Origin of the sequence: Pandoraea sp. 64-18, assembly GCF_001899225.1 — a bacterium.
GTDB classification, from domain to species: Bacteria; Pseudomonadota; Gammaproteobacteria; order Burkholderiales; family Burkholderiaceae; genus Pandoraea; species Pandoraea cepalis.
Genome location: NZ_MKVU01000007.1, coordinates 72,108 through 94,815 on the forward strand (window position 1 = coordinate 72,108; position 22,708 = coordinate 94,815).

Below are 22,708 nucleotides of genomic sequence, written 5' to 3' on the forward strand. Positions count from 1 at the left end.
GATTGATTTACGCGAGGAGCGTTTCATGTCCGTTACCCAAAGCACCACCCAAGCCGTATCGCAAGCCGTTACATCGACCGCTCACAGGGCCGATGCGACCCGCACAACCGACGATCTGCATGCCTACCCGGCGTTCGCCAACCTGGCACCGGTCGACGTCCGTCTGCCAGCCGCGCTCGACGCCATGCGCGAAGGCCGTCCGGTCATTCTGATGGACGACCTGGACCGCGAGAACGAGGCCGATCTGATCGTCGCCGCCGAGAAAATCACGCAGGCCACCATGGCCATGCTGATCCGCGAATGCAGTGGCATCGTGTGCCTGTGTCTGCCTGACGAGACATTGCGCCGTCTCGATCTGCCGCCGATGGTCGAGCAGAATCAGAGCCGCCATGGCACGGCCTTCACCGTGACAATCGAGGCGCGCCAGGGCGTGAGCACCGGCGTGAGCGCGGCCGACCGCGTGACCACGATTCGCGCCGCCATCGCCGACGATGCCCAGCCCGCCGACCTGTCCCGCCCGGGCCATGTCTTCCCGCTGCGCGCACAGCCGGGCGGCGTGCTGACGCGTCGCGGTCACACGGAGGGCTCGGTCGATCTGGCGGTGCTTGCCGGCCTGAAACCTGCCGCCGTGCTGTGCGAGTTGATGAATCCAGATGGCACGATGACGCGCGGCGCCGACATCGAGCGCTTCGCCGAGCAACATGGCCTGCCGATCCTGACCATCGACGAATTGGCCCAGTATCGTCGCAGGCACGCCCAAGCGGCCTGAGCTGGCGGCGCGGCCAGCCCCCTCCTTCCGAGGTAACGACGACAACCCGAATCACGGCGACGGCGTGAGCCGCCGTTGCCGTGCTCCGGTCTCGACGCTTCCCTCTAACGCCGAAACCCCCGGGGCGCACCGTGACTTTTATAATCTCGCGCCATCGCTTGCCTGATAAAAGTTACGAGGAAAACGCCATGAATACCCGACCGGATGCCGCCGCCGTACTGGCGCAATGGGAAGCCGACGAAGCCGCCGTGCGCGAACGGCTCACACGTAACGGTCCGCTACGCTACGGCGTGGCAACGCCGTCCGACGTGATCGGCCTGTCGGGCATGGAAATATTTGAAGCGATGTTCGACGGCAGGCTGCCGCTGCCGCCGATCAGTGAGACGCTGGGCTTCATCGCCATCGAAGCCGCGAACGGCCGCGCGGTCTTTCAGGGCCGCCCGGCGTTGCCCTATTACAACCCGCTCGGTGCCATACACGGCGGCTGGTTCGCCACGCTGCTCGACTCCGCGGTCGCCTGCGCGGTGCACTCCACGCTACCCGCCGGACGCAGCTACACCACGCTCGAACTCAAGACCAATATGGTGCGCGCCCTCACGCGTGACGTGCCTTGCGTGCGTGCGGAAGGCGAAGTCATCCAGGTCGGGCGTCAGGTCGGCATCGCCGAGGGCCGCATCGTCGGTCCGGATGGCACCCTGTATGCGCACGCCACGACGACGTGCCTGATCTTCGACTTGCCGCCGCGCAAGACATAAGGGCAGCGACGCCCCATGAAAAAGCCCGCCGGGGAAGCAAATCCCCCGGCGGGCTTTTGTGCCGCTGCGCGCCGTCGTCAGGACGTCGCCACGGCTCGCGCGTCGCTCAATGCGGGGACCCGCCGCCCTGCTCGCTATCGGGCTGGTGTTCCAGCGTCTCCTTGAGTGCAATCTGCAGCTTGGCGTGCATGCGCACGAACCAGCTCCGCATGATGATCGCCAGCACCACCGTTCCCGCCACGATCAGCACGACCATCTCCGTGGACGGCAGGATACTCGCCGACAAGGCCGCCACCAGCAGGATCACCCCGACCATGGCGGCAATCGGCAGGATTTCGGCCACCACGCGGCGCACCTGGTATGTGTAGCGACCGGTCAGGCTCGGCGGCACCGACAACTCCACAAGCAGTAGCGAGAGCGATTTGAGCTTGCGGTACACCGCGATCAGGAACGGCAGCGACAGCACGAGCGCCACGCCCCAGACCACCGCGCTTTGCAGGCTCGGGTCGCGCACCCACGGCGACATCAGCGCCGCCAAACGCCGATAGAAGAAGGCGCCGCCGAGGAAGATCGTCACCACGAGCGCAAGATTGATCGCCACGCTCATCACGATGCGACGCACGATGCCGACGAGCGCCGCGCTATCGCCCGTCAGATGAATGCTCTGCAACCACTGCGTGTACTGACGCAGCACGTATGACAGGCGCCCGGGCATCATGCGGCCGAGCCATCCCGTGAACGGATCGGCGCTCTTGATCAGGTACGGCGTGAGCAGCGTCGTGATGACCGAGACGGCGACCGCAATCGGGTAGAGGAAGTCGCTCGTCACCTTGAGCGATAACCCGAGCGACGCAATGATGAACGAGAACTCGCCAATTTGCGACAGCCCCATGCCCACGCGCATCGACGTCCGGCCGTCCTGCCCCGAAAGGTACGCCCCCAATCCACACGAGACGATCTTGCCGATCACGACGGCGAGGGTGATGACGAGAATCGGCCAGATGTACGTCGCCAGCACGTGCGGATCGAGCAGCAGTCCGATGGTGACGAAGAACACGGCGCTGAACATGTCGCGCAGCGGTGCAACCAACCGTTCGATGGTATGCAGCTCTCGCGCCTCGGCCATGATCGCGCCGATCAGGAACGCGCCGAGCGCCACGCTGTAACCCATCTGAATCACCAGCAGGCAGAAGCCGAAGCACAGGCCGAGCACGACGACCAGCAGCATCTCATCGCTCTTGAATTTCGCCACGTACGCGAGAATGCGCGGCACGAGCAGAATGCCCACGACAAGCGACACCACCATGAACAGCAGCAGCTTGCCCAGCGTAAAGGTGGCCTCGCCGGCATCCACCGAGCCGCTGATGGCGATGCCCGAGAGCAGCGCGATCATGCCAATGGCGAGCACGTCTTCCACGATCAGCACACCGAAGATGAGCTGGGCGAATCGCTCTCGCTTCATGCCGAGTTCGTCGAGCGCCTTGACGATGATGGTGGTCGACGAGACGGCGAGCATCGCGCCAAGGAAAATCGAGTCCATCGCCTTCCAACCGAAGAAGCGGCCGATCTCGTAGCCAAGCCAGAGCATCAGCACAATCTCGGTGATCGCCGCCACGAATGCCGTCACGCCCACTCGCGCAAGCTTGCGCAAGCTGAACTCCAGCCCCAGCGAAAACATCAGGAACACGACACCGAGCTCGGCCAGAATGCCGATCGTCTTCTCGTCATGTATCAGCGCAAACGGCGGTGTATACGGGCCGATGATCACGCCCGCCACGATATAGCCGAGCACGACCGGCTGTCGGAACCGGTTGAAGATGACCGTCACGATGCCGGCCAGCAGCATGATGACGGCCAGGTCCTGAATGAAGTCGATGGCGTGATGCATCCGATACGTTCTCCCCGCGGCGCGCTGCGCCGATTTTGCTGTTTTTGATGTCACGCCCGCCGCGCGCCGCTTCCCTGACGGGCCGCCGCGACGATGCAAAACGCGATGCTTGATGAAGGTGGGAAGCCGGCGGTGTGCCGCCGACCTGATTGACGTTGCGCTCGTTCGCCCGGTCGTCACTCGGGCATTGGCCGCCGGTCCGCTGTCCCGCCAATCCCCCTGAGGGGCGTCGGCCTCCGCGACCGTTTCGGCAAAAATCAGACGAATACCCAATCTAATACCGATGCCGATTCAATATACGCGATCGGCGAACACGCGCGCAACCCAGGATTGACGGGGCTTTTCATAAAAAATTCCCCATATTCGTCGCACACGACGAAATTTTTCCGCTTGCTTTTTGTCTTCCGACCTTGTGAAATATCACACAGATATCAACAGAATTTTACAGGAGTGGTCACGTATGCGTTCCCGTCTGTCCTTCAGGGTGTCCGGCGACGGCCCCCATCCGTGCGTCGACGTGTCCGTCGACACGTTGATCATCGCCGGCTGGGCCGGACGCGATCGCGACGCCGTCGAGCACCACATTGCCGAGTTGGCCGCATTGGGCGTGCGCCGCCCGTCGAGCACGCCGTGCTTCTACCGACTGGCGCCCGCGTTGCTCGCGCAAGATGACACCATCGACGTCGTCGGCCAGACGAGCAGCGGCGAAGCTGAATGCGTGCTCGTGCGCCACGGTGGCGACTTGCTCGTGAGCGTGGGCTCGGATCACACCGACCGCGAAGTCGAAGCCTATGGCGTGACCGTCTCGAAGCAAGTCTGCGCGAAGCCGGTGGCACGCGACGCGTGGCGCTTTGCCGATGTCGGCGCGCACTGGGATCAGCTGATGCTGCGCTCCTGGGTGACGTGCGACGGCGAACGGCGCCTCTATCAGGAAGGCACCGTGGCCAGCCTGCTCTCGCCGCAGGAATTGATGGACAAACTCGGGCCGGATGGCCTGCCGGCGGGCGCCGCCATGTTCTGTGGCACACTCGCTGCCATTGGCGGCGTGGCTGGCGGCGAGCAGTTCGAGATCGAACTGCACGATCCGGTCCTCGGCCGCACGATCCGACATCGCTACGCCACGCAGGCGCTGGCGATTGCCGACTAAAGCCGACTGACGCCGACCGGCGCCCATCGAAGCGCCGACCCGACGCTGGCCGACAGAACCGACCCGCCCCGATGCCCAACGACACCCCCGACGACACGCTTCTCGCGGCCAATCCCGATGCGTCCGCTACCGCCACACCGCAGGCCGCCGCAGATGGCCGCAGCCTGACCGAGCGCGCGTACGACGCGATCAAGCACGACATCATCACGCTGCGTCTACGCCCGGGCGAGACGCTCAACGAAGCGCAGTTGATGCAGTCGACGGGACTCGGACGCACCCCGGTGCATCAGGCGATGCACCGCCTTGCCCTCGAAGGGTGGGTGGTGATCCTGCCGCGCAAGGGGGCGATGGTCGCGCCGGTCTCGCTCAACGATGCGCTCGAGATCATCGACGTGCGCATGATCAACGAGACGTATTGCGCGGGGCTGGCCGCGCGCGCCGCCACGCCGGACGACCTCGCCGCCATCGAAGCCGTGCTGGCACGGTCTCAGGCGGCCATCGCCGCACGCGACGTGGCGGCGATGATGCGCATCGACCGCGACTTCCATCTGGCCATCTCGCGCGCCTCGCGCAACCAGACGCTCGCCGAGCTTCTGCGCGGTCTGCACGAGCGCTCGCTGCGATTCTGGTTCCTCGCCCTGTCGACGCCCAGCCATATGGAAGACGTCTACGAGGAACACCTCGAACTATTTGAAGCGCTCGCCGCGCACGATGCCGAACGCGCCCGCCGGGCCATCGCCCGGCATATCGAAGAATTCCGTACCCATATCCTGAAAGCGATCTGACCATGAGCACCGACGCCATCGATCTGCAACGCCCCCTGTCCGACCTCGCCGCCGCGCTCGACGCCGGACGCACCACCAGCCGCGCATTGACCGAGCAGGCGCTCGCGCGCATCAATGATCCGGCGGGTCAGGGCAACGTCGTCTTCACGCAAGTCGATGCACAAGCCGCGCGCAGCGCCGCCGACGGCCTCGACGCCCTGCGCCGGGCCGGTGCACGTCTGTCGCCGCTGATGGGCGTTCCCGTGTCGGTGAAGGATCTGTTCGACGTCGCCGGACAAGTCACGCGCGCAGGGTCCAAAGTCCTGTCGAACGCCGCCCCGGCCAAGCACGACGCCCTCGCCGTGGCGCGCCTGCGTCAGGCCGGCGCCGTCATCATCGGCCGCACCAACATGACCGAATTCGCCTTTTCCGGACTCGGCCTGAACCCGCATTACGGCACGCCGCGCTCGCCGTGGCAGCGTCAGGCCGGGCACATTGCCGGGGGATCGTCGTCGGGCGCGGCCGCGTCGGTGGCCGATGGCATGGCGGCGGTCGGACTCGGCACCGATACCGGCGGCTCGATCCGTATTCCGTCGGCCTTCTGCGGCCTGACAGGCTTCAAGCCGACGGCGGCGCGCACGCCGCGCGACGGCGCCCTGCCGCTGTCGACATCGCTCGACTCGGTCGGCCCCATCGGCCGCTCGGTCGATTGCTGCGCCTGGGTCGATGCGATTCTCTCGGGCCATGCCGTCGACGAGTCCCTGCCGCCGCCGCGCGACGTTCGCGGCATGCGCTTGGGCGTCTTGACGAACTTCGTGCTGGACGGGGCGGAACCCGCCGCCATCGAGATCTACGAGCGCGCCCTCGCCACGCTCGCCAGGGCGGGGGCGACGCTGGTGGAATTCCAGTTCACGCCGTTCGAACAGTTGCCCGCCATCAATCGATTCGGCTTTTCGCCCATCGAAGCCTTCGCGTGGCATCGCAAGCTGCAGGCCGAGCGTGCGCAGGACTACGACGCTCGGGTGCTGGTGCGCATCCGCAAGGGTGAGCCGGCCAGCGCCGCCGACTACATTGACCTGCTGAACGCCCGCGCCGCGCTCATCGCCGCAGCGACCCCTGTCTGGCAGGGCTTCGACGCGGTGCTGTGTCCGACCGTGCCGCTCACGCCACCGGCCATCGCGCCGCTCGAGGCGAACGACGACACTTTTACGGCCACCAACGCGCTGGTGCTGCGCAACCCGACGGCCATCAACATGATCGACGGCTGCGCGTTCTCGCTGCCGTGCCAGGCCGAGGGCGAAGCGCCCATCGGCCTGATGGTCAGCGCCGCGGCAGGCGACGACGCCCGCCTGTTCCCGGTCGGACGCGCCATCGAGCACGCCCTGCGCTCGGCCGGCCTGGGCGGTTGATGTTGGCAGCGCGGGCGGCGGCACCGCTCGCGCTGCGCCGCAACACCGGGCCATGACCGTCGACGCAGCGTCCGCAACCGTCTCATTCTCGGGCAAATAGTTCCGCAACTTTTCGACTCACGCACGCCTCGGGCTGGGGTTACAATGCCAGCCCAAGTGCCTGCCGCCCGGCGTCATGTGGGGTTGAGCGGGATTCGTGATGGCCTACCGCCCGAAGTGAAATGAACGCTCAAATCGACCCGGCCCTGCGCCGCGAACGCCTGCGGTACCTCCTGCTCACCGTCGTCTGCCTCGCCTTGCTGGGCGGCGCGCTGTACTTCCAGTATGTGCGTCACGAGGATCCGTGTCCGCTGTGCATTCTGGCGCGTTACGCACTTGTGCTGATCGCGATCTTCGGGCTGGCCGGCGCGGTCTCGCGTGGCTGGGCGGGTATTCAGTTCGCGCGTGTGCTCGCCGCTTTGTCGGCGATCGGCGGCATGGCGGCGTCGGGGTATCTGATCTACGTGCAGGCCAATCCGCTGGTGAGCTGCGGGTACGACGTGGTCGAGGCATTCGTCGATGCGTTGCCGACGTCGCGCCTGCTGCCGCAAGTCTTCCAGGTTCAGGGGATGTGTCAGACGATGTACCCGCCCATCCTCGGTCTCACCCTGCCGATGTGGTCGCTCGCCGCGTTTGTCGTGATCTTCCTCTCGCTGGCGTTGCATCGTCCGCGCCGCGCGATTTCGCTGCGCTGAGCGTCACGCGTCTCCCGGGCCGCCTGCTTCTTGGCAGCGGCCTTATCCCACCGCCCCTTTAGCCGTCCGGTCGTTCAAACGTCCGCCCCCCGCCGTCAAGGTCGCGCCACCACAGGCGCCGGCGTCCCGCCGCCGTTCGCGGCATCGAGTTCCGTTGCCACCTCCGCCACGCGTCGGCGCAGCCACGTCACCTCCGGTGCGGCATGCGTGCGCTCGTGCCATAGCTGATAGAAGCGCATCGGCGGAAAGGCAAAGGGCGACGGCAACACGCGAATCGGCAGATAGCGGGCATAGTGCTGCGCAAACTGCCGCCCGGTCGTGAACACCAGATCGGTGCGCATCAGCACGTACGGCACGAGTCCGAAGTAAGGCATCGTCATCTGGATATTGCGGCGCAGGCCCTGCTCGGCCAGACATCCGTCGATAAAACTCTGGCGCTCGGCCACGTAAGGCGTCGGTGCCAGATGCGGCAATTCCAGATAATGCTTAAGCGAAATGCCCTTGTTCGCGAGCGGATGCTGCGCGCCCAACATGCAAACCACTTCGTCGTCGAACAGCCGGGACATGTGCAGTTGCGGCGGCGGCTCCAGCCAGTTGCCGATCACCACGTCGAGCGAACCGTTCTCCAACGCGCCCGCGTAGTCGAAGGCGGTGTTGATCGGCTGCACGTGCAGCCGCGCCGAGGGGGCGTCACGGCGCAGCACTTCGGCGATGTTGGGCAGGAAGACGGCGTCCAGGTAATCGGGGGCACCGAGGCGAAACGCCCGCGTGGTGGTCTGAGGCGCGAATTCCGTAGCGGGATGGGTGATGCGCTCGATGGCGGCGAGCGCGTCGGTGGCGTAGCCCAGCAACTCCCGGCCACGCTCGGTCGCCACCATGCCGCTCTTGCCGCGCACCAGGATGGCGTCACCCGTGATCTCGCGCAGGCGGCGCAGCGAGTTGCTGATGGCCGGCTGCGACTGGCCGAGCTTGAGCGCAGCGCGTGAGACACTCTGCTCGGTGAGCAGTGTGTGCAGTACCCGCAGCAGGTACGCGTCGATCTGTTCGCGGGGTCTTTGCATGGGGCGGGCGCGCTCTGCGAGGCTTGGGGTCGAGCCATAGTTTATGACAATGCCACGTCATCGGGGCGACCGAATAGCCATCATCATGGCCGCGAAATATTTACCCCCGCCGCCGGTGCTATCTTCGGCTCATTCCCACGCCGGCCATGTCCCGGCGCGCCCGCAATCCCACTGCACTACACTGAGAACCATGGAGACACAAGCCATCCGCTTCTATTACCGCGGCAAGGTGCACGAGGTCACTGGCGAAGCCACGACCCGTACCGTGCTTCAGTACACGCGCGAAGACCTGCACTGCACCGGCACCAAGGAAGGGTGTGCCGAGGGCGACTGCGGCGCCTGCACCGTCGTGATCGGCGAACTGGCCGACGACGGCAACGTGGCGCTGCGCGCGGTGAACGCCTGCATCCAGTTTCTGCCCACGCTCGACGGCCGCGCGCTCTTCACGGTCGAGGATCTGCGCGCGCCCGACGGCGCGCTGCATCCGGTGCAGCAGGCGCTCGTGGACTGCCACGCCTCGCAATGCGGCTTCTGCACGCCGGGCTTCGTGATGTCGCTGTGGGCCATGTACGTGAACCGCCCCGAGCAGGCCGGCTGCCCGACCCGCCGCGAGATCGACGACGTGCTCTCCGGCAATCTGTGCCGCTGCACCGGGTATCGTCCGATCGTCGACGCCGCCCAGCAGATGTTCGACCTGCCGCGCCAGGAATTCGACCGCGCGGCGCTGGCGAAGCAGCTCCAGGCGTTGCAACGCGACGACACGCTGTCGTATTCGCACGACGGCCAGGTCTTCCACGCCCCGCGCACGCTGGCCGAGCTGGGCCGCCTGCGCGCCGCCTACCCGGACGCGCGCCTTCTGGCTGGCAGCACCGATGTCGGTCTGTGGGTCACCAAGCAATTTCGCGAGTTGAAGCATCTGATCTATATCGGACAGGTGGCGGAACTACGCGAGATTTCGGAGGGTCCGAACGGCCTCTACATCGGTGCGGGGGCGCTGCTCAACGATGCGTTCGATGCGCTCGTCACCCACTATCCGGATCTGGCCGAGCTGCGTCAGCGCTTCGCCTCGTTCCCGATCCGCAACGCCGGAACGCTGGGCGGCAACGTCGCGAACGGCTCGCCCATCGGCGATTCGATGCCCGCGTTGATCGTGCTCGGCACGCGCATCGTGCTGCATCGCGACGGGGCCGTGCGCGAGATGCCGCTCGAAGACTTTTACGTCGCTTATCAGAAGAACGCGCTCGAGGCGGGCGAATTCGTGCAGGGCATCCGCGTACCGCTGCCCCCGGCGGTGCAACGCTTTCGCACCTACAAGCTGGCCAAACGTTTCGATCAGGACATCTCGGCGGTATGCGCGGCCTTCGCGGTCGAACTCGACGGCGAGATCGTGCGCTCGGCACGCGTGGCCTTCGGCGGCATGGCGGCCACGCCCAAGCGCGGCAGCGCCATCGAAGCGGCCCTGATCGGCCAGCCCTGGACCGACGCCACCGTGCGCGCGGCAATGTCGGCCTTGCCCGCCGACTACCAGCCGCTCTCGGACATGCGCGCGACCAGCGCCTACCGGCTCGCCGGCGCGCAGAATCTGCTGTATCGTTTTTTCCTGGAGACGCGCCTCGATGCGCCGCTTGCGGCACACGAAGTCAACGCGTTCGCCAACGTCTAACCGGAGTTGCCCATGAACACGCAAGTCGAAGGCTTCATGACGCAGACCGGTGCCGCGGCAGGCGCCAGCGCACAGGTGGGCCGCTCGCGGCCCCACGAGTCGGCCGAACTCCACGTGGCCGGCGAAGCCACCTACACCGACGACATCCCCGAACTGCAAGGCACGCTGCACTGCGCGCTCGGGGCGTCGCCCAAGGCGCACGCACGCGTGCTCTCGCTCGATCTCGACGCCGTGCGTCGGGCGCCGGGCGTGGTCGCGGTCTACACTGCCGCCGACATCCCCGGTGTGAACGATTGCGGTCCGGTCATTCACGACGACCCGATTCTCGCGGACGGCCTCGTCCAGTACATCGGGCAGCCGATGTTCGCCGTGGTGGCCGAATCGCATGACGCGGCCCGCCGCGCGGCGCGTCTGGCCAAGGGCGAATACGAAGACCTGCCCGCCATTCTCACGCCACAGGCCGCCAAGGCCGCGGGGGCCAGCGTGCTGCCGCCCTATCAACTGCGCCGTGGCGACGCCGACGCCGCGCTGCAAGCCGCGCCGCACCGTCTGAGCGGCACATTCGAGTGCAACGGGCAGGAGCAGTTCTATCTCGAAGGGCAAATTTCGTACGCGATCCCGAAGGAAAACGACGGCATTCACGTCTACTGCTCGACGCAGCACCCGACCGAGATGCAGGCGCTCGTCTCGCACGCGCTGGGCTGGCACAGCCATCAGGTGCAGGTCGAATGCCGTCGCATGGGGGGCGGCTTCGGCGGCAAGGAATCGCAATCGGGGCTGTTTGCCTGTGTCGCCGCGTTGTGCGCCACGCGTCTGAAACGCCCGGTCAAGCTGCGTCTGGATCGCGACGACGATTTCATGATGACCGGCAAGCGCCACGGCTTTTACTTCGAATACGACGTCGGCTTCGACGACGACGGCCGTATCACGGGCGCGAAGGTCGACATGACACTGCGTGCCGGTTTCTCGGCCGACCTGTCGGGACCGGTCGCCACACGCGCCATCTGCCACTTCGACAACGCCTATTTCGTGCCCGACGCCGACCTGCGCGCGTTGTGCGGCAAGACGAACACGCAATCGAACACGGCGTTTCGCGGTTTCGGCGGCCCGCAGGGCGCGCTCATCATGGAAGTCGTACAGGACGCCATTGCACGGCGCCTGGGCAAAGACGCGCTCGACGTGCGCCGCGTGAACTTCTACGGCAAGACCGAGCGCAACGTCACGCCGTACGGACAGGTCGTCAAGGACAACATCATTCACGAACTCGTCGCGCAACTGGAGCAGACGAGCGAGTATCGCGCACGTCGCGACGCCGTGCGCGCGTTCAATCGCACGAGTCCCGTGTTGCGCAAGGGCCTCGCGCTCACCCCACTCAAGTTCGGCATTTCGTTCAACGTGCAGGCCTTCAATCAGGCGGGCGCGCTGGTGCACATCTATCGTGACGGTTCGATGCTGGTCAATCACGGCGGCACCGAGATGGGCCAGGGCCTGAACACGAAGGTTGCGCAGGTCGTGGCGCACGAATTGGGCGTCGATCTCTCGCATGTACGCGTGACGGCGACCGACACCAGCAAGGTGGCGAACACGTCGGCCACCGCAGCTTCGACGGGCGCCGACCTGAACGGCAAGGCCGCGCAGAACGCCGCATGGCAGATCCGCCAACGTCTGGCCGCGTTTGCCGCGCAGAAGTACGGCGGTGCGCCCGACGACGTGCAGTTCGCCAACGATGTGGTGAGTGCAAACGGCCACGACATCCCCTTCCCCGATCTGGTGGAAGCGGCTTATTGGGCCCGCGTGCAATTGTGGTCCGACGGCTTCTATGCCACGCCGGGCCTGTCTTGGGACGCCGCGACCATGAACGGCAACCCGTTCTTCTACTTCGCCTACGGCGCGGCCGTCTCCGAAGTGGTGCTCGACACGCTCACCGGCGAATGGCGTCTGCTACGCGCCGACGTGCTTCACGACGCCGGCAAATCGATCAACCCCGCGCTGGACATCGGGCAGGTGGAAGGGGCGTTCATTCAAGGCATGGGCTGGCTGACGACCGAAGAACTGTGGTGGAATCAGGAGGGCAAGCTCATGACGCACGCGCCGTCCACGTACAAGATCCCCGGCATCAGCGATTGCCCAACGGATTTCCGCGTGGCGCTGTTCGAGAACACGAACGTGTCGGACTCCATCCACCGCTCCAAGGCCGTGGGCGAGCCGCCGCTGCTGCTGCCGTTCTCGGTGTTCAACGCGTTGCGCGACGCCGTGGCGAGCGTGAACGACTATCGGGACGAGCCGGTGCTCAATGCGCCGGCAACGTCCGAGGCGCTGCTCACGGCGATCACCGAGCTGCGCACGCGGAGCGCCGCCTGATGCATCGCTGGGTCGAGGCCGCTCACAGGCTGCTGGTCCGCGGCGAGGCCGCGGTACTGGTGACGATCGCGCGCGTGGAAGGCTCCGCGCCGCGCGAAGCGGGCACGCACCTGCTTGTGACACGCGAGCACGCGTGGGAGACCATCGGCGGCGGCCATCTCGAATGGCGGGCGATGGACGTCGCGCGCCAGTTGCTGCGCCAGTACGGACAGCAAGGCGCGCGGCACGTCGAGCGTTTCGCGCTCGGCCCGAGCCTCGGACAGTGCTGCGGCGGCGCCGTCACCCTCGCCTTCGAGGTGCTCACGCTAACCGATCTGGCCTGGGTAAGTGCCCTGCACAAACGGCTCGCAGCCGGCGAGGCCAGCTTGCGCAGCGTGGCGTTCGGCGCACCCGGGGCCGATGCGGCGGCCAGCCAGCAGCAAGGCGGCGCCGTCTTGCTCACGGCACTCGATCCGAGCGAACCGCTCGCGCATCCGCACACGCTGACCCGCGACGCCGACGACGCCGCCTGCTCGTTCTGGCAAGCCAGCGATGGCTGGCTCTGGCTGAGCGAGCGGCTGGCGCCCAGCGATTTCCACATCGTGCTGTTCGGTGCCGGTCACGTCGGACAGGCCATCGTGCAGGTGCTGGCCACGCTGCCGTGCCGCGTCACCTGGGCCGACGAGCGGACCGAGACCTTCCCGGAAACGGTGCCGCCGAACACCATCGTCGAGTCGACCGACACCCCCGAAGCCGTCGTTGACGAAGCGCCACCGGGCGCGTATTTCCTGGTCATGACGCACAACCATGCGCTGGATCAGCGCCTGTGCGAGGCCATTTTCAAGCGCGACGACTTCGCCTACTTCGGCTTGATCGGCTCGATGACCAAACGTCGTCAGTTCGAGCATCGCCTGCGCGATCGCGGGGTGCCGCCGGAGCGTTTCGCGCAGATGATCTGCCCGATCGGCGTGGCGGGCATCACGGGCAAGGCGCCGGCGACGATCGCGATCGCGGTCGCCGCGCAACTGCTGCGCGTGCGCGAGCAACAGATGCAACACAGCGGACCGGCCGCGTCGCAGGACACCGGTGTCCACGTTTGAAGGCCCCCTGGCGCCCGGGACACCGGGTGACCGACTTTCGCGGGCGACGGTAAAATCCCGCCCATCCCCCTCATCAAGACCTAGTCATGCCACTCACGCCCGAACTCGCCAAGACCCTTTGCGCCATGCCCAAGGCGGAGCTGCACGTGCATATCGAGGGCACGCTGGAGCCCGAACTGATCTTCCGGCTCGCCGAGCGCAACCACGTCACGCTGCCCTACCCGAGCGTAGAGGCCCTGCGCGACGCCTACGCCTTCACCGATCTCCAGTCGTTCCTGGACATCTACTACGCGGGCGCGAGCGTCTTGCTCACCGAAGACGATTTCTACGACATGACCCGCGCCTACCTTGCGCGCGCGGCCGCCGACAATATCCGCCATACGGAAATCTTTTTCGATCCGCAGACGCACACCGCGCGCGGCGTATCGATGGCGACGGTGATCCACGGCATCGAACGCGCACTGGCCGAAGCCGAGACGCAGCACGGCATCACAAGCCGCCTGATCCTCTGCTTCCTGCGTCATCTGCCCGAAGCGGACGCCCTGCAAACGCTGGAAACGGCGCTGCCGTATTTCAACAGCCACGGGCACCGGCTCGTCGGCGTAGGCCTCGATTCGTCCGAGCAAGGCCACCCGCCCGCCAAATTCGCACGCGTGTTCGCGCGATGCCGCGAGTTGGGGCTGCACCTCGTGGCGCATGCCGGGGAAGAAGGGCCGCCCGCGTACATTCACGAGGCGCTGGACGTGCTGCACGTTGAGCGTGTGGACCACGGTGTTCGCGCCATTGAAGACGAGGCGCTGCTCGAGCGCCTGGCCCGGGAAAGGATCGCGCTGACAGTGTGCCCGCTGTCGAACATCCGCCTCAAGGTGTTCGACCATATGGGTCAGCACACGCTGCACGCGTTGCTCAAGCGCGGACTGGCCGTCACGATCAACTCGGATGACCCGGCTTACTTCGGCGGCTACCTGAATGAGAACTTCCTCGCCACGTTCGACGCGCTGGACATGACGCTCGACGACGCTTACACGTTGGCAAGGAATAGTTTCGAAGCCTCGTTTATCGACAACAGCGAAAAACGGCGTCTGGTGGACGAATTGGTGCGTTTTCGCGCCGCACAGGCGGGGTAAGCGTTAGCCGAGCCTTGTCGATCGGCCACCCCGAACCGCATCGAATCTCACAACGCCCGAAGGCCCTTCGGGCGTTTTTTATGCCCGCGCAACGCACACCGCGCCCCGATGCATCGCCACATCATCTCGCGATGATGTGGAACATGCCGCAAGGGGAATATTTTCGCCGGGGCCCGATGCTATTTTTCGAGCGTGCCCAGATAGGCGTCACGCGGTGCCCCCACACCCGCGGCGTCATGCGAGCACGACACCTTAGAACATCGGAGACAACACCCCATGGACTCATCGCTCAGCCCTCCTGCGGGCAGTGCCGCGCCCGAAGCGGCCCACGACAGCACGCGCGTGGCGGGCGCGCAACCTGTCTCGCCCCTCGACCGATATTTCGGCATCACCGCACTCGGATCGACGTTCCGTACGGAAGTGATCGCGGGTATCACGACGTTCCTTGCCGCGATGTACATCATCGTCGTCAACCCGGCCATTCTGTCGAAGACCGGCATGGCGTTCCCGGCGGCCCTGACCGCTACGGTGCTCATCAGCTTCTTCGGCAGTTGCGCGATGGGGCTCTACGCGCGCAATCCGGTGCTGGTCGCGCCGGGCATGGGGCTGAACGCGCTGTTCGCGTTCACGATGGTGCACGGCGTCGGCATGCCGTGGCAGACCGCACTCGGCTGCGTGTTCTGGTCGGGCATCCTCTTCGCGCTGCTCGCCGCGCTCAATGTGCGACGCTTCGTGGTCGAGGCGATTCCGGCGAACCTGCGCTATGCGATCTCGTGCGGCATCGGCCTGTTCATCACCGTGATCGGCCTCGTCAACGCCCGGCTCGTGGTGGGTGACCCGGTCACCGTCGTGCGGCTGGCCCACTTGTCGCCGCCGACCGTCACGTTCCTGATCGGGCTGGCGCTCACGACCGTGCTCGTCGCGCGCCGCGTGAACGGTGCGCTGATGATCGGCATCATCGCGACCACGCTCATGGCCATTCCGGTCGGACGTCTGTGGGGCGACGGCAGCGCGTATTTCCCCAAGGAAATCGCCACGGCCACGTTAGTGAACTTCCACGGTTTCTTCGCCGCGCCCGATTTCTCGGGCATCGGCCAGCTCGATCTGCTGGGTGCGCTCAAGGTCGCGTACCTGCCGTTCATCTTCGTGATGCTCTTCACCGCGTTCTTTGATACGCTCTCGACCTTCATGAGCATTGCCGAGGCCGGCAACATGAAGGATCGCGATGGCAATCCGCGCAATATGCGTCAGGCCATGATCGTCGATTCGTTCTCGGTGCTGATCTCCGGCCCGCTCGGCACGAGCCCGGCCAACGCCTACATCGAATCGGCCGCCGGCATTGCCCAGGGCGGACGCACCGGGCTGACCGCCGTCGTATGCGCCCTGCTGTTTCTGCCGTTCCTGTTCGTTTCCCCGATGCTCTCGCTGGTGCCCGCCATCGCGACGGCGCCGGCGCTGATCCTGGTCGGGGTGTTTATGATGGAGTCCGTGGCGCGCATCGAATGGCACCGCATGGACGAAGCGATTCCGAGCTTCATCGCAGTCGTGATGATTCCGATTTCGTACTCGATCACCGACGGTATTGCCTATAGCTTCCTCGCGTTCGTCGTACTCAAGCTGTTCACGGGACGCGTGAAGGAGATCAAGCCGGCGATGTGGATCGTCGCCGCGCTGGCAGTGCTGCTGCTCACGCAAATGTAACGACGCAAGGACCCTGTACATGTCCACGACACACCAAGCCCTGCGCGCTGTGCGCGCGCAACTGGTCTACTTCACGCACGATCCGTCGCGCGCCTACCTCGACGGCTCGCCAGGCACCGTGCACCATACCGACGGCCTCGTCGCCTTCGAGAATGGGCGCATCACCGCCGTGGGCGACTACGCGAAGGTGGCCCCTACGCTGCCCGACGGCACGCCGATCGACGATCTGCGCGACAAGGTCGTCACGCCCGGCTTCATCGACACGCACATCCACTATCCGCAGACGGACATGATCGCGTCGCCCGCGCCGGGGCTGCTGCCGTGGCTCGAGAAGTACACGTTCCCGACCGAACGCCGTTTCGAGAATCCGGCTTACGCGGCCGACGTCGCCCAGTTCTTCCTGGATGAACTTCTGCGTGTCGGCACCACGAGCGCGCTCGTGTACTGCACGGTGCACCCCGGCTCGGTCGATGCGTTCTTCACGGCCAGCGACGCGCGCAATCTGCGCATGATCGCCGGCAAGGTGATGATGGATCGCAACTGCCCCGAATTCCTGCGCGACACGGCCGAGAGCGGCGCGCGCGACAGCGAGGCGCTGATTCAGCGCTGGCACAACCAGGGACGCCAGCTCTACGCGCTCACGCCGCGCTTCGCGCCGACATCGACCGAAGCCCAGTTGGGCGTTTGCGGCGAACTCGCCACGCAGTATCCAGACGTATTCATCCAGAGCCACGTGGCCGAAAACACCGACGAGGTCGAATGGGTGCGCTCGCTGTTTCCCGGGCATCGCAGCTACCTCGACGTGTACGACCACTACAAGCTGCTGCGCAAGCGCGCCGTGTACGGCCATTGCATCTGGCTCGACGAGCATGATCGTCGCCGCATGTTCGAAACGGGCACTGTCGCCGCGCATTGCCCGACGTCGAATCAGTTCCTCGGCAGTGGTCTGTTCGACTTCGCGGCAGCGGAAGCGAGCCGCATGCCAGTGACGCTCGCGACCGACGTGGGCGGCGGCTCGACCTTCTCGATGCTGCAGACGATGAACGAGGCCCACAAGGTGGCGCGATTGTCGGGCTATCACCTCTCGGCCGAACGCATGTTCTACCTGGCCACCGAAGGCGCCGCGCACGCGCTGGATCTGCACGGCACCATCGGCACGCTGGCCGTGGGCGCAGAGGCCGACTTCGTGGTGCTCGACCCGAAGGCCACCCCGCTGCTCGCCCGTCGCACGGCACTGGCCGAATCGCTCGAAGAGCTGCTGTTCGCATTCGCCATGCTTGGCGACGATCGTGCCATCGCCACAACCTACGCCGCCGGCCAGCCGGTGCATCGCCGCACGGACGCACTGACGCACTGACGCGCCTGGCGTCCGCACGGGCGTTCGGGTCGTTCAGCTTGTTCACGACATTCGGGACGTTTGGGACGTTTGGGACGTTTGGGACGTTTGGGACGCTGCGAGACGTTGCAAGACGCTGTGAGACATCACGGAGCGTCACGACTTACGCGAGAGAACGCGCGCCGTCGCCTTGGCACGACGCGCATTCCCTCGCGGTCACCGGTCGCGCGCAAGGGGCATGCGGCCGGGGATCTCCTTGGGCAGCCGATCGGCTGCCCTTTTTTCCTTTCCCGGCATACGCCCGTCAAGTGCTTATCAAGTGCCCATCCAGCGGCCAACCCTCCCCGTCATGCCCATGTCACGTGGCAAATGCTATAATCCGCTCCGATTCATTGGGGAGTAGCCGCCCTGTCAGAGACGATTGTCATCTGCAGGGGCGTACGTCAACAGACTTGGCCGATACCGGCTATGGCGTGCGCAGCCCTCGGGCCTGGCGAGACCGATGACGATGCTTCCGCCATCCGGGCCGGGACGCATGGTCATTGGCTCGCGTACTCACGGCCCGGCGGAGATAAAAAATACGATGTCCCCCTTCCTGGTCTCGACCGGTGTGGTCGCGCTCGCTGAAATCGGCGATAAAACCCAACTGCTGTCCCTCGTGCTCGCCGCGCGCTTCAAGAAGCCCGTGCCGATCATTCTTGGCATTCTCGTCGCCACCCTCGTCAATCATGGCTTTGCCGGCGCCGTCGGCGAATGGCTGTCCACGGCCATCAGTCCTGCCATCATGAAGTGGGCCGTCGTCGCGTCGTTCCTCGGCATGGCGATCTGGATTCTCATCCCCGACAAGCTCGATGACGAAGAGACCACCACGCGCCGCAAATTCGGCGTGTTCGTGACGACCGTCTTCACGTTCTTCATCGCCGAGATGGGCGACAAGACGCAGATCGCCACGGTAATGCTCGCCGCGCGCTACCAGGACTTCTTCGGCGTGGTGGCCGGCACCACGCTCGGCATGATGCTGGCCAACGTGCCGGCCGTGCTCGTGGGCCACAAATTCGCCGGTCGTCTGCCGACCAAGACCGTACACGCCGTGGCCGCCGTGATCTTCGCAGTGCTCGGCATCATCACGTTGATGCAGTAAACCGCAAACGCCAAGGCGAGTCGCGCGTCTCGAAGACACGTCGCCTCGCCTTGGCGTAAGTCTGTCGCATGCCGTTCGTCGGCGTGACCTCTGGATGACCGCCCAACGTCTGCCGGGTCTCTCCCCTGGCAACCTACCCCCTTCCCGCCCTCGGCCGGCCTGACGCCCGCCTAACGCCCGACCTTCTGCTCGACATTAATCGTGCGCCCGCTCGGCAACGGCAACTGCCTGAGCGCGGCGTCGATCAGGTACGGCATGGCCGAGGCCAGCGACGTGCCTGCGTCACTGGTATTGGCCTGCACTCGGTAGACCTCCTTGCCGCTCGCACGGTCCGTGAAGCGCAACTGCAAACCCGCCAGCCCATACGAATAATCCCTCTGGACGTACGCGGGCGGCGCGCCGAACGGGTAGCCGTAACCGCCCCACGGACGCCCCCAAGGCCCCCACGGGGCGGGCGCAAACATCGGATCGTAGACGGGCTCAGCCACACGCATTATCTGTTGGGTGATGCCGTAGCTCATCCCAACCAGATAGTGCGCGCTCGACGGGCTTCGCTCGCTGAAGCCGTCTCCGGCCAGACGCGTTCGCAGCCACTGCTCGTAAGTCGCGTGCTCCTGATTGTTCTGCTGTTCGGGCGTGCGCACGAGCGCGTAAGTTCGCGGGCCGTCGAAGCCCGGTGCATCGCCGAACGCGGTCACCTGGCTCGTGACCGTGCTGGCGCACCCCGCCAGCAAAACACTGACGACGGCCAACGTCGCCAAGGCCCATCGTTTCCCCATGATCGCCTGCTCCAGTAAGCGGCCGGGCGCACCGCCGTGCACCCGTCGCGCCGATTTAAACATAGGACGGCGCAGCGCGCACATCCGAAACCTTTGACGGCGGCGCCGAAGCAAAATTCAGCAAATCGCTCGCCTGAACGCCAAGGCGCCGCCACTCCGTTACAATTTGCAAATCCTTGGCCGTCCGCAAAACACCGTCCATGCTCAGAACCGACCTCGCAGGTGTCATCCAACGCTCCGACTATACGCCCCCGGCGTATCTGATCGACACCGTCCAACTCGACTTCGACCTCGCCCCCGACGTCACCACCGTCACCAGCCGCATGCGGGTCCACCGCAACCCGGCGGGTCCGGGCGGCGCGCTCGAACTGGTGGGGCAAGGCCTGCAACTGGTGAGCCTCGAACTCGACGGCAAGCCCTGGCCCGGCTACCGCACCGGCGAGGAAACGCTCACGGTCGACGCGCCCCCCGAGGCCTTCGACCTCATGCTCGTCACGCGCTGTCGCCCCCAGGAGAACACGTCGCTCATGGGGCTGTATGTCTCGGGCGGCAACTTCTTCACGCAATGCGAAGCCGAGGGCTTTCGCAAGATCACGTACTTCCTCGACCGCCCGGATGTGATGGCAACGTACACCGTGACGCTGCGCGCCGATCGCGAAGCGTATCCTGTGCTGCTGGCCAACGGCAACCTCATCGACCAGGGCGACCTGCCCGATGGCCGTCATTTCGCCGTCTGGGACGACCCGTTCAAGAAGCCCAGCTACCTGTTCGCGCTGGTCGCCGGTCAACTGGTGTGCCGTGAGGAGCACCTCGTCGCCGGCGACGGCCGCGAGAAGCTGCTCCAGGTCTGGGTACAGCCGCAGGATCTGGAGAAGACCGAACATGCGATGGATTCGCTGGTCAACTCGATCCGGTGGGACGAGCAGCGCTTCGGCCGCGTGCTCGATCTCGACCGCTTCATGATCGTGGCCGTGAGCGACTTCAACATGGGCGCGATGGAGAACAAGGGCCTGAACATCTTCAATACGAAGTATGTGCTGGCCGATGCCGCCACCGCCACCGACGACGACTTCGGCAACATCGAAGCCGTGGTGGGCCACGAGTACTTCCACAACTGGACCGGCAATCGCGTGACCTGCCGCGACTGGTTCCAGTTGAGCCTGAAGGAAGGCCTGACCGTGTTCCGCGATCAGGAATTCTCGGCCGACATGATGGGCTCCGAGTCGGGCCGCGCCGTCAAGCGTATCGACGACGTGCGCGTGCTGCGTCAGGCCCAGTTCCCGGAAGACGCCGGTCCGATGGCGCACCCGGTGCGTCCCGAGAGCTACGTCGAAATCAACAACTTCTACACGGTCACCGTCTACGAAAAGGGCGCCGAAGTCGTGCGCATGTATCAGACGCTGCTCGGGCGCGAGGGCTTCCGCCGGGGCATGGACCTGTACTTCGAGCGTCACGACGGGCAGGCGGTCACGTGCGACGAGTTCCGCGCCGCTATGGCCGATGCCAATCAGCGCGATCTCACGCAGTTTGGCCGCTGGTACAGCCAGGCCGGCACCCCGCGCGTAAGCGTCGAAGCCGCCTATGACGAGGCCGCGCGCACCTATACCCTCACGCTGACGCAGCGCTGCCCGAAGGTCGGTGTGGAGCTGCAGGACAGCCAGCTCGTCAAGCAGCCGTTCCATATCCCGTTCGCCGTCGGCCTGCTCGATCGCGACGGTCGCGACATGGCACTGCGTCTGGCCGGTGAGCCCGGCGATGCGCCGGCCGCCACCACGCAGGTGCTCGACTTCACGCAGGAGCGCCAGAGCTTCACGTTCGTCGACGTGCCGCACAACCCGATGCCGTCGCTGCTGCGCGGCTTCTCGGCGCCGGTGATCGTCGAGCACGAGTACACCATCGACGAACTCGCGTTCCTGATGGCGCACGACAGCGATCCGTTCAACCGCTGGGAGGCGGGACAGCGGCTGGCCACGCGTCAGTTGCTGGCGCTCGTCGAATCGATTCAGATGGGCCAGTTGCCGAGCGTCGACAGCTATGTGCTCGAAGCCTTCCGCCAGGTGCTGCGCGACGAGACGCTCGACCCCGCCTTCCGCGCGCAAGCGCTCACGCTGCCGGCCGAGTCGTATCTCGGCGAGCAGATGACGGAAATCGACCCGGCGGCCATTCACGCGGCACGTCAGTATCTGCGTCAGCGTCTGGCCGCATCGCTGCATACCGAGTGGCTCGCCGCGTATCACAACCATCGCGTGCCGGGCGCCTACCGCCCGGACGCCGCCTCGGCGGGCGAGCGCGCGCTGAAGAACCTCGCGCTGTCGTACCTGATGGAACTCTCGGATGCGGGTATCGCGCAGACCGCGCGCACCCAATACGACTCGGCCGACAACATGACCGACCGTTTCGCCGCGCTCACCGCGCTCGTACAACGCGGCGGCGCCGCGCGCGAGAGCGACGCGGCACATGGGTCGCTCCATGCCGCCGAGGTACTGGCAGACTTCTATCAGCGCTTCGAGCACGAGCCGCTCGCCATCGACAAGTGGTTCGCGCTGCAAGCCATGCAACGCGGCGACGGCGGCCATTGCGTGATCGACGGGGTGCGCGCCCTCATGGGGCATCCGGCTTTTACGCTGAAGAACCCCAACCGCGCGCGCTCGCTGATTTTCAGCTTCTGCAGCGGCAATCCCGCGCAGTTCCATGCGGCCGACGGTTCCGGTTATCGATTCTGGGCCGAACAGGTCCTCGCGCTCGACGCGCTGAACCCGCAGGTGGCCGCCCGGCTGGCTCGCGTGCTCGACCGCTGGCGCAAATACACGCCCGCCCTGCGCGAGCGCATGCGTGAGGCGTTGCAGCAAGTCTCGCAGCACGCGGCACTGTCGAAGGATGTGCGCGAGATCGTCGAAAAATCGCTCGCCTGAGCTGACCTGGGCTGACCGGCCCCGCAACGCAAGAAACGCCGCCGATGCGCCCGTGCATCAGCGGCGTTTTGTCTTGAATGCC

The 22,708-nt window shown here is 65.8% G+C and carries 17 protein-coding genes and 1 riboswitch; of the genes, 14 read left to right on the forward strand and 3 right to left on the reverse strand.

The window, feature by feature from the left end:
* Positions 1-25: 25 nt before the first annotated feature.
* Together ribB and BGP02_RS05770 are read left to right on the forward strand one after the other, a co-directional pair.
* Entirely contained in the window at positions 26-769 is a 744-nt protein-coding gene (ribB, locus tag BGP02_RS05765) for a 3,4-dihydroxy-2-butanone-4-phosphate synthase (protein ID WP_261938203.1), read from the forward strand.
* Between the two features lie 188 nt (positions 770-957).
* Positions 958-1,524, forward strand: coding sequence for a PaaI family thioesterase (locus tag BGP02_RS05770; protein WP_017234191.1), 567 nt, complete (start codon positions 958-960; stop codon positions 1,522-1,524).
* A gap of 106 nt (positions 1,525-1,630) precedes the next feature.
* Here BGP02_RS05770 and BGP02_RS05775 read toward each other — a convergent pair whose 3' ends face one another.
* Positions 1,631-3,412: a cation:proton antiporter gene (locus tag BGP02_RS05775; protein ID WP_017234192.1), complete on the reverse strand. Its 1,782-nt coding sequence runs from the start codon at positions 3,410-3,412 to the stop codon at positions 1,631-1,633.
* A 460-nt stretch (positions 3,413-3,872) separates the two neighbouring features.
* Between BGP02_RS05775 and BGP02_RS05780 the strand changes: the two genes are divergently transcribed.
* From BGP02_RS05780 to BGP02_RS05795, 4 genes are all read left to right on the forward strand, one after another.
* The gene (locus BGP02_RS05780) at positions 3,873-4,559 is read left to right on the forward strand and encodes a DUF2848 domain-containing protein (protein WP_017234193.1); all 687 of its coding nucleotides are present in this window, start codon (positions 3,873-3,875) and stop codon (positions 4,557-4,559) included.
* 71 nt (positions 4,560-4,630) lie between these two features.
* Positions 4,631-5,344 carry a GntR family transcriptional regulator gene (locus BGP02_RS05785; RefSeq protein ID WP_017234194.1) on the forward strand — a complete coding sequence of 238 codons (714 nt, stop codon included), beginning with the start codon at positions 4,631-4,633 and terminating at the stop codon, positions 5,342-5,344.
* Positions 5,345-5,346: 2 nt separating this feature from the next.
* A complete protein-coding gene (locus BGP02_RS05790; RefSeq protein ID WP_017234195.1) occupies positions 5,347-6,732 on the forward strand; it encodes an amidase in 1,386 nt (461 codons plus the stop codon).
* A 221-nt stretch (positions 6,733-6,953) separates the two neighbouring features.
* Positions 6,954-7,466 carry a disulfide bond formation protein B gene (locus BGP02_RS05795; protein WP_017234196.1) on the forward strand — a complete coding sequence of 171 codons (513 nt, stop codon included), beginning with the start codon at positions 6,954-6,956 and terminating at the stop codon, positions 7,464-7,466.
* Between the two features lie 95 nt (positions 7,467-7,561).
* On the opposite strand, the gene BGP02_RS05800 is transcribed toward BGP02_RS05795, so the two are convergent.
* Positions 7,562-8,527 (reverse strand): LysR substrate-binding domain-containing protein, encoded by a 966-nt coding sequence (locus tag BGP02_RS05800; protein WP_017234197.1) that lies wholly within the window; start codon positions 8,525-8,527, stop codon positions 7,562-7,564.
* Between the two features lie 190 nt (positions 8,528-8,717).
* On the opposite strand from BGP02_RS05800, the gene xdhA reads away from it, so the two are divergent.
* The 7 genes from xdhA (at position 8,718) to BGP02_RS05835 (ending at position 18,935) form a co-directional block, all read left to right on the forward strand.
* A complete protein-coding gene (gene xdhA / locus BGP02_RS05805) occupies positions 8,718-10,190 on the forward strand; it encodes a xanthine dehydrogenase small subunit (RefSeq protein WP_286798202.1) in 1,473 nt (490 codons plus the stop codon).
* 12 nt (positions 10,191-10,202) lie between these two features.
* Positions 10,203-12,551 (forward strand): xanthine dehydrogenase molybdopterin binding subunit, encoded by a 2,349-nt coding sequence (gene xdhB, locus BGP02_RS05810; protein ID WP_017234199.1) that lies wholly within the window; start codon positions 10,203-10,205, stop codon positions 12,549-12,551.
* Positions 12,551-13,630, forward strand: a complete 1,080-nt coding sequence (xdhC, locus tag BGP02_RS05815) for a xanthine dehydrogenase accessory protein XdhC (protein ID WP_286798203.1) — start codon at positions 12,551-12,553, stop codon at positions 13,628-13,630. Before xdhB ends, xdhC begins: the two co-directional genes overlap by 1 nt.
* An 86-nt stretch (positions 13,631-13,716) precedes the next feature.
* The gene (locus BGP02_RS05820) at positions 13,717-14,757 is read left to right on the forward strand and encodes an adenosine deaminase (RefSeq protein ID WP_286798204.1); all 1,041 of its coding nucleotides are present in this window, start codon (positions 13,717-13,719) and stop codon (positions 14,755-14,757) included.
* Between the two features lie 276 nt (positions 14,758-15,033).
* Positions 15,034-16,458: an NCS2 family permease gene (locus BGP02_RS05825; RefSeq protein ID WP_254440943.1), complete on the forward strand. Its 1,425-nt coding sequence runs from the start codon at positions 15,034-15,036 to the stop codon at positions 16,456-16,458.
* Positions 16,459-16,477: 19 nt separating this feature from the next.
* A complete protein-coding gene (guaD, locus tag BGP02_RS05830) occupies positions 16,478-17,815 on the forward strand; it encodes a guanine deaminase (protein ID WP_017234203.1) in 1,338 nt (445 codons plus the stop codon).
* A 361-nt stretch (positions 17,816-18,176) separates the two neighbouring features.
* Positions 18,177-18,361, forward strand: a riboswitch (yybP-ykoY riboswitch).
* Between the two features lie 16 nt (positions 18,362-18,377).
* Positions 18,378-18,935: a TMEM165/GDT1 family protein gene (locus BGP02_RS05835; RefSeq protein ID WP_130027900.1), complete on the forward strand. Its 558-nt coding sequence runs from the start codon at positions 18,378-18,380 to the stop codon at positions 18,933-18,935.
* Positions 18,936-19,105: 170 nt separating this feature from the next.
* Here BGP02_RS05835 and BGP02_RS05840 read toward each other — a convergent pair whose 3' ends face one another.
* On the reverse strand, positions 19,106-19,714 hold the full coding sequence (locus tag BGP02_RS05840; protein ID WP_017234205.1) for a DUF4136 domain-containing protein: 609 nt from the start codon (positions 19,712-19,714) through the stop codon (positions 19,106-19,108).
* 200 nt (positions 19,715-19,914) lie between these two features.
* On the opposite strand from BGP02_RS05840, the gene pepN reads away from it, so the two are divergent.
* Positions 19,915-22,626, forward strand: a complete 2,712-nt coding sequence (gene pepN / locus BGP02_RS05845) for an aminopeptidase N (RefSeq protein WP_268566631.1) — start codon at positions 19,915-19,917, stop codon at positions 22,624-22,626.
* The last annotated feature ends 82 nt before the right edge of the window (positions 22,627-22,708 follow it).